At 64.3% G+C, this 17,161-nt stretch carries 11 protein-coding genes; 7 read left to right on the forward strand and 4 right to left on the reverse strand.

Annotated elements, in window-relative coordinates; translation table 11 throughout:
* Nucleotides 1–85: 85 nt before the first annotated feature.
* The 4 genes from LOY53_RS02990 to speA all read left to right on the forward strand — a co-directional run bounded on the left by LOY53_RS02990 (nucleotide 86) and on the right by speA (nucleotide 4,417).
* Complete coding sequence (locus LOY53_RS02990) at nucleotides 86–1,153, forward strand: DUF2333 family protein (RefSeq protein WP_027594954.1); 1,068 nt, start codon at nucleotides 86–88, stop codon at nucleotides 1,151–1,153.
* A 2-nt stretch (nucleotides 1,154–1,155) separates the two neighbouring features.
* Nucleotides 1,156–1,692, forward strand: a complete 537-nt coding sequence (locus tag LOY53_RS02995; RefSeq protein WP_252826591.1) for an NUDIX hydrolase — start codon at nucleotides 1,156–1,158, stop codon at nucleotides 1,690–1,692.
* A gap of 286 nt (nucleotides 1,693–1,978) precedes the next feature.
* On the forward strand, nucleotides 1,979–2,350 hold the full coding sequence (locus tag LOY53_RS03000; protein WP_027594956.1) for a translation initiation factor Sui1: 372 nt from the start codon (nucleotides 1,979–1,981) through the stop codon (nucleotides 2,348–2,350).
* A gap of 153 nt (nucleotides 2,351–2,503) precedes the next feature.
* Complete coding sequence (gene speA / locus LOY53_RS03005) at nucleotides 2,504–4,417, forward strand: arginine decarboxylase (RefSeq protein WP_027594957.1); 1,914 nt, start codon at nucleotides 2,504–2,506, stop codon at nucleotides 4,415–4,417.
* 127 nt (nucleotides 4,418–4,544) lie between these two features.
* On the opposite strand, the gene LOY53_RS03010 is transcribed toward speA, so the two are convergent.
* Nucleotides 4,545–5,882 carry an MATE family efflux transporter gene (locus tag LOY53_RS03010; RefSeq protein WP_252826592.1) on the reverse strand — a complete coding sequence of 446 codons (1,338 nt, stop codon included), beginning with the start codon at nucleotides 5,880–5,882 and terminating at the stop codon, nucleotides 4,545–4,547.
* Nucleotides 5,883–6,036: 154 nt separating this feature from the next.
* Between LOY53_RS03010 and LOY53_RS03015 the strand changes: the two genes are divergently transcribed.
* Nucleotides 6,037–10,947, forward strand: coding sequence for an alpha-2-macroglobulin (locus LOY53_RS03015; RefSeq protein WP_258703575.1), 4,911 nt, complete (start codon nucleotides 6,037–6,039; stop codon nucleotides 10,945–10,947).
* 139 nt (nucleotides 10,948–11,086) lie between these two features.
* Here the strand turns inward: LOY53_RS03015 and LOY53_RS03020 are convergent, their stop codons facing one another.
* A complete protein-coding gene (locus tag LOY53_RS03020) occupies nucleotides 11,087–11,380 on the reverse strand; it encodes a hypothetical protein (protein WP_027594960.1) in 294 nt (97 codons plus the stop codon).
* A gap of 77 nt (nucleotides 11,381–11,457) precedes the next feature.
* Between LOY53_RS03020 and pbpC the strand changes: the two genes are divergently transcribed.
* Entirely contained in the window at nucleotides 11,458–13,812 is a 2,355-nt protein-coding gene (pbpC, locus tag LOY53_RS03025; RefSeq protein WP_252826595.1) for a peptidoglycan glycosyltransferase PbpC, read from the forward strand.
* A 93-nt stretch (nucleotides 13,813–13,905) separates the two neighbouring features.
* Nucleotides 13,906–15,579: a ShlB/FhaC/HecB family hemolysin secretion/activation protein gene (locus LOY53_RS03030; RefSeq protein WP_258703576.1), complete on the forward strand. Its 1,674-nt coding sequence runs from the start codon at nucleotides 13,906–13,908 to the stop codon at nucleotides 15,577–15,579.
* Nucleotides 15,580–15,636: 57 nt separating this feature from the next.
* On the opposite strand, the gene LOY53_RS03035 is transcribed toward LOY53_RS03030, so the two are convergent.
* Together LOY53_RS03035 and LOY53_RS03040 are read right to left on the reverse strand one after the other, a co-directional pair.
* A complete protein-coding gene (locus LOY53_RS03035; protein WP_252826597.1) occupies nucleotides 15,637–16,413 on the reverse strand; it encodes a response regulator transcription factor in 777 nt (258 codons plus the stop codon).
* A gap of 119 nt (nucleotides 16,414–16,532) precedes the next feature.
* Entirely contained in the window at nucleotides 16,533–17,003 is a 471-nt protein-coding gene (locus LOY53_RS03040) for a prepilin peptidase (RefSeq protein WP_027594964.1), read from the reverse strand.
* Nucleotides 17,004–17,161 lie beyond the last annotated feature (158 nt).

The following is a 17,161-nucleotide window of genomic DNA, read 5'->3' on the forward strand; positions in this document are numbered from 1 at the left end:
GCAGCGATGCGGGCTTGCCGTGGCACCCTGGCGAAGGCCTGGGGTCCAAGCCTCTGAACCGTCTTGACTGATTAAGGACAATGCCATGCTGGACTGGAAAAACCGCGAGGCCAAAGCCGAACCCCGCGAGCGTGTTGATGGCCGTGGCGCCGCCGCCCGTAGCTACCTGGGCGGCCTCTGGAGCCGTGCCCTGGGTACCCTGATCGGCCTGTACCTGCTGGTCTGTATCGGCCTGGGCTGGTACTGGAGCCAGGAGCCGGAGCTGTTCCCGGTACAGCAGAACGCCCAGGCTGCGGCCGAGCGTAATGGCCAGCAGATGGTCATCGGCTATACCACCATCGAAACCCTCAAGACCGTCGCCGGTACCTTGCTGAACAAGCCGGGCGGTTACATTTCCAACGACCGCTTCCCGCCGGGGCTGTGGATGGACAACATGCCGAGCTGGGAATACGGCGTGCTGGTCCAGGTCCGCGATTTGTCCCGCGCGTTGCGCAAAGACTTCGCCCGCTCGCAGTCGCAGTCCACTGAAGACGCCGACCTGGCCAAGGCCGAGCCGCGCTTCAACTTCGACAACAAGAGCTGGATTTTGCCGTCGAGCGAGTCTGAGTTCGAAGAAGGCATCAAGTCGCTGAACCGCTACCAGACCCGCCTGGCCGCTGGCGACAAGGGCGCGATCTTCTACACCCGTGCCGACAACCTGAACAACTGGCTGGGCGATGTGGCTACCCGCCTGGGTTCGCTGTCGCAGCGCCTGTCGGCCAGCGTTGGCCGGGTCAAGCTCAACACCACGCTGAAGACTGAGTCGGTACAACCTGGCCAGGCACCGCAGGTTGACGAAGAGCTGGTCGAAACCCCATGGCTGCAGATCGACAACGTGTTCTACGAAGCCCGTGGCCAGGCCTGGGCGCTGTCGCACCTGCTGCGCGCGATTGAGGTCGACTTCGCCGATGTGCTGGCGAAAAAGAATGCCACGGTCAGCGTGCGCCAGATCATCCGTGAGCTGGAAGCCTCGCAGGAAGCGCTGTGGAGCCCGATGGTGCTCAATGGCAGCGGCTTCGGCATGTGGGCCAACCACTCGCTGGTCATGGCCAACTACATCTCCCGGGCCAACGCTGCGGTCATCGACCTGCGTCAGCTGCTGTCGCAGGGTTGATCGTGGCCATCAGCACCCAGGAAGCCGCCCATCGGGCGGCTTCCGACCGTGAGCTGGTTGCCTGGGTCGACGAAGCCGACCAGGTGCTCGGCGCCTTGCCCAGGGCAGAGTTGCGCGAGCGCGGGCTGATTGGCCGTTGCACGTTCATCTTGCTGTTCAATAGCGCCGGGGAGTTGTGCGTGCACCGGCGTACCTTGAGCAAGGCGCTGTACCCAGGCTTTTGGGATGTGGCGGCGGGCGGCATGGTGACGGCGGGCGAGGGCTACGCCGAGTCGGCTGCGCGGGAGTTGGCCGAAGAACTGGGTATCGACGGCGTCGCGTTGCGCTTTCATGAACGGTTCTACTTCGACCAACCCGATAACCGCTTGTGGTGTGCGGTGTATTCGGCGGTGTCCGATGCACCGTTGCGCTTGCAGCCGGAAGAGGTGAGCGAGGCGCGGTTCATCAGCCTGGTGCAGGCGGAAGAAGAAAGCCACACCAAGCCGTATTGCCCGGACTCGTTGGCGGCGTTGCAGCGGTACAAAGCCAGCTTGCCCTAGTTGCATGGCGTTGCGGCCTATTCGCGGGCAAGCCCGCTCCCACAGGTTTACTGGAGCCTTTAAGAACGGTGCAGTACCTGTAGGAGCGGGCTTGCCCGCGAAGGGTCGCAAAACATTCGCAAAATGGCGCATTCCAGTACTTAGCAATCCCCTGATTTATCGTTACACTGCGCGCCCTTTTCGGGCTGTCGCAAGATCTTGCGGCAGTAGCGCCGCCCCTGCCAGAGTGGGGCTTCGCGGTCGGCTCCCGCCGACCAGTTTTTGTCCTCAGCACAGAGGAACAAAAGTGGCCAAGAAAGCTTCTTCCTTTTCCGCCCTTGGCGGTCTCGTGTTCTCCACCGATGCCGGTCGGCACTGCCCTGACTGTAGCCAGCCGGTGGATGCCTGCACCTGCAAGCAGCAAATCATCCCCGAAGGTGACGGCATTGCCCGCGTACGCCGGGAAAGCAAAGGCCGCGGTGGCAAGACCGTCACCACCGTCACCGGTGTGCCGCTGCCCCTCGATCAGCTCAAGGAGCTGGCCACCACGCTCAAGCGCCGCTGCGGTACCGGTGGCGCCTTGAAGGACGGGGTTATCGAGATTCAGGGCGACCATGTCGAGCTGTTGATCGGCGAGCTGACCAAACAGGGTTTCAAGGCGAAAAAGTCGGGCGGCTGAGGCCGTCGCGCGTTTTTTTGCCCAGTGCTTTCTAAACTCGTTCCTGTTGGAAGGGTCTACCCCTGAACCGGACGAATCGTCATTTTCAGCTTCTACACTGCGCCGGCCCTTTTCGTTGGGGCAGTGTTTTCGACTTATCTATAGGGGACTTGAATGTCCGTACGACGCACACGCAAAGACGATGGTAGCCAATGGACCGTGGCCGACAGCCGCAGTGTTTACGGCATCCGCCATTGGGGCGCTGGTTATTTCGCCATCAATGAAGCCGGGCGCGTCGAAGTACGCCCTAATGGCCCCAATAGCGCGCCGATCGACCTGTTCGAGCAGGTCGACGAACTGCGCCAGAGCGGCCTGTCGTTGCCGTTGCTGGTGCGCTTCCCCGACATCCTGCAAGACCGTGTACGCCAGCTGACAGGTGCCTTCGACGCCAACATCGCGCGCCTCGAGTACCAGAGCCAGTACACCGCGCTGTACCCGATCAAGGTCAACCAGCAGGAAGCGGTGGTGGAAAACATCATCGCCACGCAGAACGTCTCGATTGGCCTTGAGGCCGGCTCCAAGCCCGAGCTGCTGGCAGTACTGGCGCTGGCGCCAAAGGGCGGCACCATCGTCTGCAACGGTTACAAGGACCGCGAGTTCATCCGCCTGGCGCTGATGGGCCAGAAGCTGGGCCACAACGTGTTCATCGTCATCGAGAAGGAATCCGAGGTCGCCTTGGTGATCGAGGAGGCCGCCGAGCTCAAGGTCAAGCCGCAGGTCGGCTTGCGCGTGCGCCTGTCGTCGCTGGCGTCGAGCAAGTGGGCCGACACCGGTGGCGAGAAGTCCAAGTTCGGTTTGTCGGCTGCGCAGCTGATTTCGGTGGTGCAGCGCTTCCGCGATGCAGGCCTGGACCAGGGCATCCGCCTGTTGCACTTCCACATGGGTTCGCAGATCGCCAACCTGGCGGACTACCAGCACGGCTTCAAGGAAGCCATCCGCTACTACGGCGAGCTGCGTGCACTGGGCCTGCCGGTCGACCACATCGACGTCGGCGGTGGCCTGGGTGTGGACTACGACGGTACTCACTCGCGCAATGCCAGCTCGATCAACTACGACATGGATGACTATGCCGGCGTGGTGGTGGGCATGCTCAAGGAGTTCTGCGACGCGCAGGGCCTGCCGCACCCGCACATCTTCTCCGAGAGCGGCCGTTCGCTGACCGCGCACCATGCCATGCTGGTGATCCAGGTGACCGACGTCGAAAAACACAACGACGACGTGCCGACCATCGAAAACAAGGAAGCCCTGCCCGAGACCGTGCAGTGGCTGGCCGACCTGCTGGGCCCGACCGACATCGAGATGGTCACCGAGACCTACTGGCGCGCTACCCACTACATGGGTGACGTGGCGGCGCAGTACGCCGATGGCAAGATCAGCCTGGCCGAGAAAGCCCTGGCCGAGCAGTGCTATTTCGCTGTCTGCCGTCGCCTGCACAACTCGCTGAAGGCGCGCCAGCGTTCGCACCGCCAGGTGCTGGACGAGCTCAATGACAAGCTGGCCGACAAGTACATCTGCAATTTCTCGGTGTTCCAGAGCCTGCCGGATACCTGGGCCATCGGCCAGGTACTGCCGATCATCCCGCTGCATCGTCTGAATGAAGAGCCGATGCGCCGCGCGGTGCTGCAAGACCTGACCTGTGACTCCGACGGCAAGATCAACCAGTACGTCGACGAGCAGAGCATCGAGACCAGCATGCCGGTGCATGCGCTCAATGAGGGCGAGGACTACCTGCTGGGCGTGTTCCTGGTTGGCGCCTACCAGGAAATTCTGGGTGACATGCACAACCTGTTCGGTGATACCGACTCGGTGAACATCTACCAGAATGCCGATGGCAGCGTGTACCACGCCGGTATCGAGACCCACGACACCATCGAAGACATGCTGCGTTACGTGCACCTGTCGCCGGAGGAGTTGATGACCCACTACCGCGACAAGGTCGCCAGCGCGAAGATCACTGCTCGTGAGCGGACGCAGTTCCTCGATGCCTTGCGCCTCGGGCTGACCCGCTCTTCGTACTTGTCTTCGTAATCGCCGGGGCCGCTTTGCGGCCCATCGCCGGCAAGCCAGCTCCTACAGGTATTGCACGTGGCTCGGGCCATGCAGTGATTCTGTGGGAACTGGCTTGCCGGCGATGGGCTGCAAAGCAGCCCCAAAATCACTGAACCCACAGCCCCTTTTGCTGCAACCGCCACCCAACCCACCCCAACGTCACCGCCCGCAAGGCCATGAACCCGAGAAACGCCAACCACAAGCCGTGGTTGCCAAACCCATTCATGGCCCACGCCACCGGCAGCGCAATCACCACCGACGCGAGCATCGCATTGCGCATCTCCCGCGCACGCGTCGCGCCGATGAACAATCCGTCGAGCAGGTAGCTCCACACCGCAATCAACGGCAGTACCGCCAAGTACGGCAGGTACGGATAAGCCGCCGCCCGCACACTGTCGATATCGGTCTGCAGGTCGATGAACAGGTGACCACCCAGCAGGAACAGCCCAGCAAAGCCAACGCTGGTGATCAGCGACCAACCGCACGCTACTACCAGCGAGCGGCGGAGCGTATGGCGGTCGCGGGCGCCGATGGCATGGCCGCACAAGGCCTCGACTGCATGGGCGAGCCCGTCGAGCGCGTAGGCGGTCAGCAGCAGGCCATTGAGCAGCAGGGCGTTGGCTGCCACCGTCGCTTCACCCAGCCGGGCGCCCTGCACGGTGATCAGCAGGAACACCAGTTGCAATGCCAGGCTGCGGAGGAAGATGTCGCGGTTGACGGCCAGCAGCGGCCTCCAGGCCTGCCAGCGCTTGAGCGCCGCCCAGGCGATGTGCCCGGGGTAGGCGCGCAAGGCCGGGCGGGTCAGGGCCATGCCCAGCATTGCGGCGCTCCACTCGGCAATCACCGAGGCCCGCGCCGAACCCAGCACCCCCCAGTCCAGGCCGAGCACGAACCACAGGTTGAGGATGATGTTCAGCAGGTTGGTGGTCAGCAGGATGGCCAACGGCGCCCTGGCGTTCTGGGTGCCAAGGAACCAGCCGACCAGCGCGTAGCTGGCCAGTGCCGCAGGCAGCCCGATCAGCCGGGTGTGGAAGAAGTCCTCGGTGGATTGCTGCAACGCCGCGCTGGGCTGCATCGCGTGCAGCGCCAACTGGCTGAAGGGCAACGCCAACAGGCCGATGACCACCGCAAAGCCCAGGGCCAGCAGCAGCCCTTGCACCAACACCTGGCGCAACGCTGCGCCGTCACCGCGCCCAGCAGCCTGGGCCGCGAAGCCGGTCGAGCCCATGCGCAGAAAGCCCATCAGGCCAACCATGAAGGTGAATAGCGTGGCGCCCACGGCAACGGCGCCCAGCTGGTGGGCGTGGGGCAGGTGGCCGATGACGGTGCTGTCGACCAGCGCCACCAGGGGTACGGAGATGTTGGAGAGGATCATCGGTGCGGCCAGGCCCCAGACCTTGCGGTGGGTAGGGCGGTCGCGCCAGTCGGTGGTCAGTTGAGACATTTCAAATCCTGGCATAAGCAGTGCCACAGTGTACCGGCCAGGCAACCAATTCGCGCGAACGCGGTCTCACCTGGCGCTACACGGCGGGTGACGCGCCCGTCGTTGCGCTATAGTTGCTGCCCTCACGTACACGCTGCCTAAGAGTTCCTACTCCATGTTCAACAAAGGATTGTTGCTGGCCTGCGCGCTGGCTTTGCTCAGTGCTTGTGACTCCTCCGCGCCGGACAAACCCGCGCCGGCCGAGAAACCGGCAGCCACCGCGCCCGCCGAGGCCCCAGCGGCCAAGCGCGAAGACCCTGCCGTACTCGCCAAGCGCTACGAGGGCCGGGCGCTCACGGTGCTGGACGTCTCGGAAGTGCAACTGGACGGCGCCAGCGCGCTGTCGATCAGCTTCTCCGCGCCGCTGGATGCCACACAGGACTTCGCCGGCAAATTGCACTTGGTCGACACCGTCAAAGGCAAGGTCGACGGGGCCTGGGAACTCTCCGACAACCAGATGGAGCTGCGCCTGCGCCACCTGGAGCCGCAGCGCAAGCTGGTGCTCACGGTCGACAAAGGCCTGCTGGCGGTCAATGGCAAGGCGCTCGACAGCGAGTCGGTCACCCGCCTGGAAACCCGCGACATGCAGCCGACCATCGGCTTTGCCAGCCGCGGTTCGTTGCTGCCCACGCGCCTGGCCGAAGGCTTGCCGGTGATTGCCCTGAACGTCGACAAGGTCGATGTTGAGTTCTTCCGCGTGAAGCCCGAGATGCTCTCGACCTTCCTGGTCAACTGGGGGCGCAACAGCAGCCTGTACTACTACCAGTCCAAAGAAACCCTGGACATGGCCGAGCTGGTCTACAGCGGCCGCTTCGATCTCAACCCCGCGCGCAACACCCGCGAGACCGTGCTGCTGCCGATCGCCGGGATCAAGCCGCTGCAGGAACCGGGCGTGTACCTGGCAGTGATGCGTGCCTCGGGCACCTACGATTACTCGCAGCCGGCAACCCTGTTCAGCCTCAGTGACATCGGCGTCTCTGCGCACCGCTACCGCGACCGTCTCGACGTGTTCGCCCAAGCCCTGGAAGGCGGCAAGGCGATGAAAGACGTCAACCTCGAGGTGCATGACGAGAAAGGCAAGTTGCTGGCCCAGGCCAAGACCGATGGCGACGGCCACGCCGAACTGCCGATCACGCCCAAGGCCGATACCCTGATTGCCACGCAAGGCGTGCACACCACGTTGCTGCGCCTGAACACTGCGGCCCTGGACCTGGCCGAATTCGATATCACCGGCCCTCAAGCCAACCCTTTGCAGTTGTTCATCTTCGGCCCGCGTGACCTGTATCGCCCGGGTGAGACCGTGCTGCTCAACGGCCTGCTGCGCGACCAGGATGGCAAGCCGGTCAAGGCCCAGCCCGTCAGTGTGGAAGTGCGTCGCCCCGATGAGCAGGTCAGCCGCAAGTTTGTTTGGGAGGCGGATGGCAGTGGCCTCTACCAGTACCAACTGCAACTGGCCAGCGAGGCGCCGACCGGTCGCTGGCAATTGCTGCTCGACCTGGGTGGCGGGCGCAAGCAGGTCTACGAGTTTCTGGTCGAAGACTTCCTCCCCGAACGTTTGGCGTTGGAGCTCAAAGGCAGCAGCGCACCGCTTACGCCTGATCAGGACGCCCAGATCCAGGTCAATGGCCGCTACCTTTACGGCGCGCCGGCTGCGGGTAACCGGCTGAGTGGCCAAGCTTACGTGCGCCCGTTGCGCGAAGCGGTGCCGGCGCTGCCGGGTTACCAGTTCGGTTCGGTCACCGAAACCGAGTTGAACCAGGACCTGGAGCTGGACGAAGTCACCCTCGACCAGGCCGGCAAGGCAGTGGTCGATATCGAAAGCCGCTGGGCCGAAGCCCGTTCGCCACTGCAACTGACCGTGCAGGCCAGCCTGCAGGAGTCTGGTGGCCGGCCGATCACCCGTCGTCTGGAACAGCCGATCTGGCCTGCCGAACGCTTGCCGGGCCTGCGCGGCCTGTTCGAAGGCGAGGAAACCGACAGTGACGGCCCGGTGGAATTCGAGTTCCTGGTGGCCGACCGTGATGGCAAGAAGCTGGCGGCCAACGACCTCAAGGTGCGGTTGATTCGCGAGCGCCGTGACTACTACTGGAACTACTCGCAGAGCGACGGCTGGAGCTACAACTACAACGAGAAATTCCTCACCCAGAGCGAAGAGACCGTCAGCGTCAAGGCCGGCTCGACCGCCAAGTTGTCGTTCCAAGTCGAGTGGGGCCCTTACCGGGTCGAGGTCGAAGACCCAGAGACTGGCCTGGTGTCCAGCGAGCGCTTCTGGGCGGGTTATCGCGCCCAGGACAACGCCGAAGGCGGCGCAGTTCGCCCGGACCAGGTCAAGCTGGCCCTGGACAAACCGTCCTACGCCGATGGCGCCACCGCCAAGGTCACGGTGACCCCGCCTGCCGCTGGCAGCGGCTACCTGATGATCGAGTCCAGCGACGGCCCTTTGTGGTGGCAGGAGATCGAGGTGCCAGCCGAAGGCAAGACCTTCGACGTGCAACTGGACAAGAAGTGGGCACGCCACGACCTGTATATCAGCGCCCTGGTGATTCGCCCCGGCGAGCGCAAGGCCAATGCCACACCGAAACGCGCGGTGGGCGTGCTGCACCTGCCACTCGACCGGGCCGAGCGTAAGCTGGCGGTCAGCTTGCAGGCGCCGGAGAAGATGCGGCCCAAGCAGCCGTTGACAGTCAAGTTCAAGGTGGCCAATGCCGATGGCAGCCCAGCGGCTGCGGGGCAGCAGGTGCATGTACTGCTGTCGGCAGTTGATGTCGGCATCCTCAACATCACCGACTTCAAGACCCCCGACCCGTTCACCAGCCTGTTCGGCCGCAAAGCGTATGGCGCCGACCAGTTGGACATCTACGGCCAGTTGATCGAGGCCGGCCAGGGCCGCCTTGCCAGCCTGGCCTTTGGCGGTGACGCGGCCATGGCCAAGGGTGGCAAGCGCCCCAACACCACGGTGACCATCGTCGCGCAGCAGAGCCAGCCGGCGACCCTGGACGAGAAGGGCGAGGGCCAGGCCTCCGTCGACATCCCCGACTTCAATGGCGAACTGCGGCTGATGGCGCAGGCCTGGACCGATGATCACTTCGGCGTGGCCGAGGGCAAGACCGTGGTGGCTGCGCCGCTGATCGCCGAGCTGTCGGCACCGCGCTTCCTGGCCGGTGGCGACCGCACCAGCCTGGCGCTGGACCTGGCCAACTTGTCGGGCCGCGCCCAGCAACTGAATGTCGAGATCAGCACCGAAGGCCAGTTGAGCCTGGCGGCGAGCGCGGTGCAAAGCGTCGCGCTGGACGAAGGCCAACGCCGCACGCTGATGATTCCGGTGCAGGCCCAAGGCGGCCTGGGGCAGGGCAAGGTGCGCGTGCGGGTTAATGGCCTGCAACTGCCAAACGAGCCGGCCACGGCCTTCGAGCGTGAATGGACCTTGGGTGTGCGCCCGGCTTATCCGGCGATGCTCAAGCACTACCGGGTTGCCTTGAAGGACCAGCCATGGGCGTTGCCCGAGGCGGACCTGGCTGCCTTCGAACCGGCGGGCCTTGAAGCCAGCCTGGTCTTGTCGAGCCGACCGCCGCTGAACCTGGCCGAACAGATTCGTGCCCTCGAAGCCTACCCCTATGGGTGCCTGGAGCAGACCACCAGTGGCCTTTATCCGTCGCTCTACGCCGATGCCGAAAGCCTCAAACGCTTGGGGATCAAGGGCGAACCGGCCGACGTGCGCAAGCGCAAGATCGAAATGGGCATCGAGCACCTGCTGGGCATGCAGCGTTACAACGGCAGCTTCGGCCTGTGGAGTTCGGACAGCGAAGAAGAGTACTGGCTGACCGCCTACGTCACCGACTTCTTGCTGCGCGCCCGTGACCAGGGCTACGGCGTGCCCGCCGAGGCGCTGAAGAAGGCCAACGAGCGCTTGCTGCGCTACCTGCAGGAACGCAACCTGATCGAGGTCGACTACAGCGAGAACGCCGACCATACCCGCTTTGCCGTACAGGCTTATGCTGCCCTGGTTCTGTCGCGTAGCCAGCAGGCGCCGTTGGGTGCCTTGCGCGGGCTGTTCGAGCGCCGTGCCGATGCCCGCTCCGGCTTGCCGCTGGTGCAACTGGCGGTAGCGCTGGAGAAGATGGGCGACAAGCCGCGTTCCGAGCAGGCCCTGCAAGCCGGCCTGGGTATTGGCCGCAGCAAAGGCTGGATGGCTGACTACGGCAGCAGCCTGCGTGACCAGGCGCTGATTCTGGCGCTGTTGCAGGAGAGCAACCTGGCCAGCAAGCAGGTCGACCAACGCCTGTTCGCACTGTCGGACGAGTTGGCGGCCAACCGCTGGCTGTCTACCCAGGAACGTAACGCGCTGTTCCTCGCTGGCCGTGGTTTGCTCGGCAAGCCGGAAGGCAAGTGGCAGGCGCGTCTGGACAGCGCGGGCGAGATCCGCGAGTTCAACAATGCCGAAACCGGCCTCAAGCTCGAAGGCCCGCTGCTGGCGTCGCCGCTGACGGTGCAAAACGAAGGCAGCGAGACGCTTTACCAGCAGCTGACGCTGTCTGGCTACCCGCGCCAAGCGCCAGCAGCCGGTGGCAATGGTCTGCAGATTCGCCGTGAGTACCTGGGCATGAATGGCCAGGCGTTGGACCTGCACAACCTGCGCAGCGGCGACTTGGTGCTGGTGCACCTGGCCCTCAAGGCCGAAGACCGTGTGCCGGATGCGCTGGTGGTGGACTTACTGCCAGCCGGGCTTGAGCTGGAAAACCAGAACCTGGCACAGAGTGCGGCCAGCCTGGAGAATGCCAGCAGTGCCGTGAAGGCGTGGCGTGAGTCGATGCAGAACGCCAGCGTGCTGCACCAGGAGTACCGCGATGACCGTTACGTCGCAGCGCTCAAGCTGGACAGCTATGGCACCACGCACCTGCTGTACCTGGCGCGGGCAGTAACCCCGGGCACCTACCGTGTGCCGCCGCCGCAGGTCGAGTCGATGTACCGCCCGAACCTGCAGGCAGTGGGCGATGGGCAAGGCGAGATGACCGTCAAAGCCCGTTAAAAGCCTGCCTCTTGTAGGAGCAGCCTTGTGCTGCGAAGAGGCCGGTACAGGCAACAGGATTTTCGTTGCTCATACCGGCCTCTTCGCAGCACAAGGCTGCTCCTACACACACACACACCGCGAGGTGCGGCGATGGCCTTTAGTGAATCACCCAGCTCATCACCCACAACCCCAGCACCAACCAGATGATCCCGAGGATGATCGAAGCGCGCATGAAGGCGCGGATTGCCGAGTACAGCAGCATCAGGCCGACGACCAGGGCAAGGATGCTGACCAGCGAGGTGTCCATGCCCAGGGTGCGTGCCAGGCCATCGATGAAATTGCCGCCGGCATTGGCCAGCAGGTTGAACAGCCCGCTCAATGCGTCGACGATAAAGCGGATCAACGACCCGAGTGCGTGGCCCAGCCACCCGAAAAAATCTTCTACATGCATAGTTGCTTCCTGATCAACACACCGGCGAGGTTGCCGTTCCCAAGCCTTGGGCCATCAGTTGGCCAAGTCGGTTCCCGATGCCAAGCTTAGCGCGGCCGCGCACGTGTGCGGGCAGGATTGTGCGTGGTAGCGCCATCACCCTGGTCCTGGCCGTGGGCCTGGTGTGGCTGGCCGACCGTATCTGGCCGTTGCCCATGCCCGGCGACGACCTGGCGCGGGTGGTGCTGGCCGAAGACGGCACGCCGTTGTGGCGCTTTGCCGACGCCGATGGCGTGTGGCGCTACCCGGTCAGCCCGGAAGAGGTCTCGCCGTTGTACCTGCAGGCGCTGCTGACCTACGAGGACCGCTGGTTCTATCGCCACCCTGGGGTCAACCCGCTGGCCCTGGCCCGTGCGGCCTGGCTGAACCTGCGCGGAGGGCGCGTGGTGTCGGGGGGCAGTACGCTGTCGATGCAGGTGGCGCGCCTGCTCGATCCGCATGACCGGACGTTGGCCGGCAAGCTGCGCCAGTTATGGCGTACAGCGCAGCTGGAGTGGCACCTGTCGAAGCGCGAAATCCTGCAGATCTACCTCGACCGTGCACCTTTCGGCGGCACCCTGCAGGGCGTGGCAGCCGCCAGCTGGGCGTACTTGGGCAAATCGCCCAAACACCTGACACCTGCCGAGGCGGCGCTGCTTGCGGTGCTGCCCCAGGCACCCAGCCGCTTGCGCCCGGACCGCCACCCCGAGCGTGCCCAGCGTGCACGCGACAAAGTGCTGCAGCGCCTGGAGGAATACCAAGTATGGCCAGCCCAGCAGCTCAAGGAAGCTGCCGAGGAGCCCTTGCTGCTGGCGCCACGTCAGGAGCCGGCCCTGGCACCGTTGCTGGCGCGGCGGCTGAACACGGCGAATAGCCCACCGCTGATTCGCACCACCCTAGACGCAGCCTTGCAAAGGCGCCTCGAAGACCTGCTGCTGGGCTGGCGCGCACGCCTGCCGGAGCGCACATCGGCGGCGATCCTGGTGGTGGAGGCGCAGACCATGGCAGTGCGCGCTTACCTGGGTTCGATCGACCTTAGCGACGCACGCCGCTTCGGCCACGTCGACATGGTGCGCTCATTGCGCTCGCCCGGTTCCACGCTTAAACCCTTCCTCTATGGCATGGCATTGGATGACGGCCTGATCCACTCCGAATCGCTGCTGCAGGATGTGCCCAGGCGCTACGGCGACTATCGGCCCGGCAACTTCTCGATGGGGTTCAGCGGGCCGGTGTCGGCCAGCTCGGCACTGGCGCTGTCGCTCAACCTGCCGGCCGTTCAGTTGCTGGAAGCGTATGGCCCGAAACGCTTCGCCGCGCAATTGCGCATGGCCGGCATGCCGCTGATGCTGCCACCTTTGGCCGAGCCCAACTTGTCGTTGATCCTCGGGGGGGCGGGCAGCCGCCTGGAAGACCTGGTCGGCGGTTATGCGGCGCTGGCCCGGGCCGGCAACAGTGCGCGCATCCGCCTGCAGCCGCAGGACCCGTTGGTAGAGCGACGCTTGCTGTCGCCAGGGGCGGCGTGGATTATCCGGCGTATTCTGAGCGGCCAGGCACGCCCCGACCGGGACCCGCACGCCGAATTGGTGCAGCGCCCGCAACTGGCCTGGAAGACCGGTACCAGCTATGGCTTTCGTGACGCCTGGTCGATTGGGGTCGGCCCGCGCTACTTGATTGGTGTATGGATCGGCCGCCCCGACGGCACACCGGTACCCGGGCAGTTCGGCCTGGCCTCGGCGGCGCCGTTGATGCTTCAGGTGCATGACCTGCTAAGCAACCGCGATGCCCAGCGCGGTATCAGCGTGCCGGTCGAGCAGGTGCCCCCTACCATCGGCGTGGCAGCCATCTGCTGGCCGCTGGGCCAGCCGATGAATCGGCAAGACCCCAACTGCCGCCGCCAGCGCTTTGCCTGGACCCTCGACGGCACCACACCGCCGACCTTGCAGGCGGCCGATCAGCCGCTCGGGCTGGGCCTGCGTGAGCGCGTCTGGGTCAATGCGCAAGGGCTGCGGGTCGACGGCAGTTGCCCGGGGGCCAAGGTACGCGACATTGCGCTCTGGCCCGCCCCGCTGGAGCCTTGGCTGCCCAGGGTCGAACGGCGTGCAGCGCGCCTGCCGGCAGTAGACCCGGCCTGCCCACCGCAGGCGCCCGCCAGCGCACCCCCGCTGTCGATTGTCGGCGTGCGCCCGGGGGACAACCTGCGCCGCCCGGCAACCAGCAGCGAACCGTTGCAATTGCACGTTTCCGCCTTGGGCGGCGGCGGGCGGCGCTGGTGGTTCCTCAACGGTCAGCCGTTGGGCGAGACCCAAGGCCAGGACAGCCTGCTGGTACGTTTCGAACGGCCCGGGCAGATCGAGCTCAGCGCGCTGGATGAAAGTGGCGAGACCGCGCGGGTGGCGTTTCAGGTCAGCGAGTAGCCGTTCGACGATTGCCGGGCCAGCACCTACGCTTTGCACAAGACGGGTGTGACCGGCTGGCGCCCCGGTGCACGAGGGATCATGGAGCGTCCTATGCGTCCTCTGGTCATACCTCTTTTGTTGCTGCCCTGGGCCTTGATGGCCCGCGCGGAGCCGTTGCCGGGCTTTCTCGACAGCCACGAAAACGAGCGTCGCCTGCCCGCCACCAACCTGCCGCTGGATACCTACCGCCCACTTGCCCCACGCCTGCGGCTGGCGCTGCCGAACGCCAGCGCGGCAGGCTGGGCGCCGCTGGAGACCCGGCTGGTGTTGCACAAGGTGCGCTTCGAAGGGGGGACGGTGTTCCCCTTGAGTGACCTGCGTGACCACTACCAGCCGTTGATCGGGCGTGAAACCACGCTGGGCGAGTTGCAGCAGTTCACCGCGCGCCTTACTCAACGTTACCGGCAGGAAGGCTACCTGCTGTCGTACGCTTACCTCCCGCCGCAGGATGTCGCTGACGGCCGTGTTGAGGTGGTGTTGGTCGAGGGCTATGTCCACGGGTACCGGCTGGAAGGTGATATCGGCTCGGCCCGCACCTACCTGCAACAGTTGCTGCAGCGCTTGCAGGCGGAACGCCCGCTGACGCGGGAAACACTCGATCACTACCTGGGCCTCGCCGAGCGCCTCCCCGGCGTGGTGGTGGACGCTGAATTGGCTGCGGCGCAGTCGCCCGAGGGCGCCGCTCAGCTGACGGTCCACGCGCGGCGTACGCCGTTCGCCGCTGGCGTTACCGTAAGCGATGGCAGCCGAGAGGACGCCCAGGCGCTGTTCACCGTCACCAGCAACGCCCAGACCCGCTATGCCGAGCAGTTTCAGGCAAGCGTGTTGTTGCCGCCCGGCGATGACCAGGCGCATTACCAGCGGTTGGACTACAGCCAGTACCTGGATGCTGAAGGCAGCCAGTTGCTGGTGTCTGCTTCGCGCTATCGCAGCACGCCGGGCACCCGAATTAGGCTGGAGGACGGCCGCGATTTGACTCAGCAGCGTGAAAGCGAGCGTTATTCGGTTGGCCTTGGCCAGCCGCTGATCGTCAAAGCCGATGAGTGGATGACGGTGGCGGGGCGTTTCTACGCGATCAGTGAGCACCTCGAAGATCGGCCTGCGGGGCTATTGCCGTCTCACCAGTACGACAGCTACGTACGCGCGGTGTCATTTGAAGGCAATTGGCGCAAGGTCGACGGTCGTCGCTTGCGTATTGTCAGTGCCGGTGTCTATCAAGGCCTGGATTACCTGGGGGCGCGCAGCGACGCCGACTATGACCTGGACTTTCTGCGTTTTCGCCTCTCGGGTTTGCAGCGCGACGCGTTGTTCAATGATTGGCAGGGGGTGGCTTCTGGTGCCCTGTACTGGAGCGACGACACGCTGCCCGACAGCGAGCGGGCGGTGTTTGGCGGGCAAACTTTCGGCCGCGGTTATCCACGCGACCAGGCAGCGGGGGACAAGGGTTGGGGTGTGGCGTACGAGCTTGGCTACAGTGTTCGGCCCAACGGCAACTGGCTGAAGGTGCTGCAACCCTATGCGGTACTCGATGCTGCCCAGGCCTGGTACAACCGCAGCAATGTCGAGGACGCCCACATGGCGTCCGCTGCGCTGGGGCTGCGGTTGGGGGATGGGCGCTACTTCAATTTGGCGGTGGAAGTCGCGAGACCCTTGGCCGATGTTGCCCTGGATAGCCTGAGCCGCGGGCCACGCGTGACGCTAAGCCTTACCTACCAAGTGGAATGAGCCCTGGGGCTAATGGCCTATCAACGGCAACTCGGATGCCGCTGACAGGCCAGTCTTTCAATGAGCGGTAAAGCGCTGATGCACCGGTGAAGAACTCGGCGTCAGCGCGAGCGCCAGCTGTGTGCGGTTGTGCATGTGGGTCAGGCGCAGCACCTGGGAAACGTAGAGTTTCACGGTGTTCTCGGTAATGCCCAGTTCACAGGCAATTTGGTAGTTGGTCTTGCCTTTGCTCACCAGGCGGGCCACTTCCAGTTGACGCGGCGACAGCTTCTCGAAGACGGCGGGCAGCTCGTTTTCGCTTTCCTCGACATCGCTGGCACGGCGGTGCACGCCTTGGCCGCGGGCCTTTTCAAGGTCGTGGTAGAGCTCGTCGACCGACTCTGCCAGGTCCTGCAGGCGCTGGTTGAGGCCGCCGAGGTCTTTCATGTTGCGCTGACGCTCCAGCAGAGCCTCTTCCTGACGGCGCAGACCTTCGAGCAGCTCGTTAAAATCTACCGGTTTTTGGTAATAGTCGACAAAGCCCGCGCGCAAGGCGCGGATCACGTCCTGCTTGTCGGCACGACCGGTAAGCATGATGGCTTCGAACATACGCTTGTTGCCGGCCAGTTCCTTCAAGGCGTGGACCAAGTCGATGCCATCACGCTCGGGCATGTGCAGGTCGCACAGCACCAGGCCAATCTTCTGGTCAGCCGAGTAGCGTTCGATGGCTTGGGCGGTGGAATGGGCTGGGACACACACGTGGCCCTGGCTTTCGAGGTACTCACACAGTTGTTCGACGATCAATGGCTGGTCATCGACCACCAGCACCTTCACTTCACTGGACGGCTTGTTCACGATCAACTCCCTGTTCGTAATCGGCCCTGCTCCCGGGCTAGACACTCCGGCAGCTTAAAAGTAGTCGCACTTGGCGATTCTGTACAAGGTCCGTACAAGTTATAGGACAACAGGGATGATTATTGGATCCATACCGCTGTCAGCATAAAGCCCGCCAGGACGTACGGTACGAAGGCTTGTTTGTCGCCCATTTGCTCCGTCAGGGCCTGCAAGCGCTTCTTGACCTTAGGGTTGAGCAAGGTCCACAGGCGGCGACGCGACAGCAGCCAGAGCACGACGGTGATACCCGCGCCAATGAACGTGCCGAGCACATATTGAGGACTGGTGGCGAGCGCCAGGGCGCCCATCAACTTGACGTCATCGGCGCCGAAACGCCCGAGCATGTAGCCGGGCAGCGTCAGCAGCATGACGATGGCCAACGCCCAACCGGCGTCGCTGGCGTCGGCACCGATCCAGCTGTGGCCGGTGGCGAATAGCCAGGCCAGGGCGCAGGCAGCGACGCCCAGGGTCAGCGCGTTGGAGATCTGCCGTTGACGCACATCCTGTTCGGAGCACAAGGCAAGCCACATCAGAAGAACAATGCTTTGCATTGGCAGGTCGCCTTCCCTAATTGTTGAACACTTCTACCCGGTCAGTCAGGTTTCCTTGAATTCAGGGTAGACGCGAAGTTGCAAGCGGGCGCGGCGGGAAGGGAAAAAGGCGTGACGGGCTCAGAAGATGTCGCAACTGACGGGGCCTGTGTTGGCCC

This window comes from Pseudomonas sp. B21-031, assembly GCF_024748985.1.
In the GTDB taxonomy this organism is placed as follows: domain Bacteria; phylum Pseudomonadota; class Gammaproteobacteria; order Pseudomonadales; family Pseudomonadaceae; genus Aquipseudomonas; species Aquipseudomonas kermanshahensis.

What these genes read in the sequence shown, in the direction of transcription:
- LOY53_RS02990 (WP_027594954.1), top strand. Translation starts at nt 86, where the DNA reads ATGCTGGACTGGAAAAACCGCGAGGCCAAAGCCGAACCCCGCGAGCGT.
- speA (WP_027594957.1), top strand. Translation starts at nt 2,504, where the DNA reads ATGTCCGTACGACGCACACGCAAAGACGATGGTAGCCAATGGACCGTG.
- LOY53_RS03010 (WP_252826592.1), bottom strand. Translation starts at nt 5,882, where the DNA reads ATGTCTCAACTGACCACCGACTGGCGCGACCGCCCTACCCACCGCAAG.
- LOY53_RS03015 (WP_258703575.1), top strand. Translation starts at nt 6,037, where the DNA reads ATGTTCAACAAAGGATTGTTGCTGGCCTGCGCGCTGGCTTTGCTCAGT.
- LOY53_RS03020 (WP_027594960.1), bottom strand. Translation starts at nt 11,380, where the DNA reads ATGCATGTAGAAGATTTTTTCGGGTGGCTGGGCCACGCACTCGGGTCG.
- pbpC (WP_252826595.1), top strand. Translation starts at nt 11,458, where the DNA reads ATGCCAAGCTTAGCGCGGCCGCGCACGTGTGCGGGCAGGATTGTGCGT.
- LOY53_RS03030 (WP_258703576.1), top strand. Translation starts at nt 13,906, where the DNA reads ATGCGTCCTCTGGTCATACCTCTTTTGTTGCTGCCCTGGGCCTTGATG.
- LOY53_RS03040 (WP_027594964.1), bottom strand. Translation starts at nt 17,003, where the DNA reads ATGCAAAGCATTGTTCTTCTGATGTGGCTTGCCTTGTGCTCCGAACAG.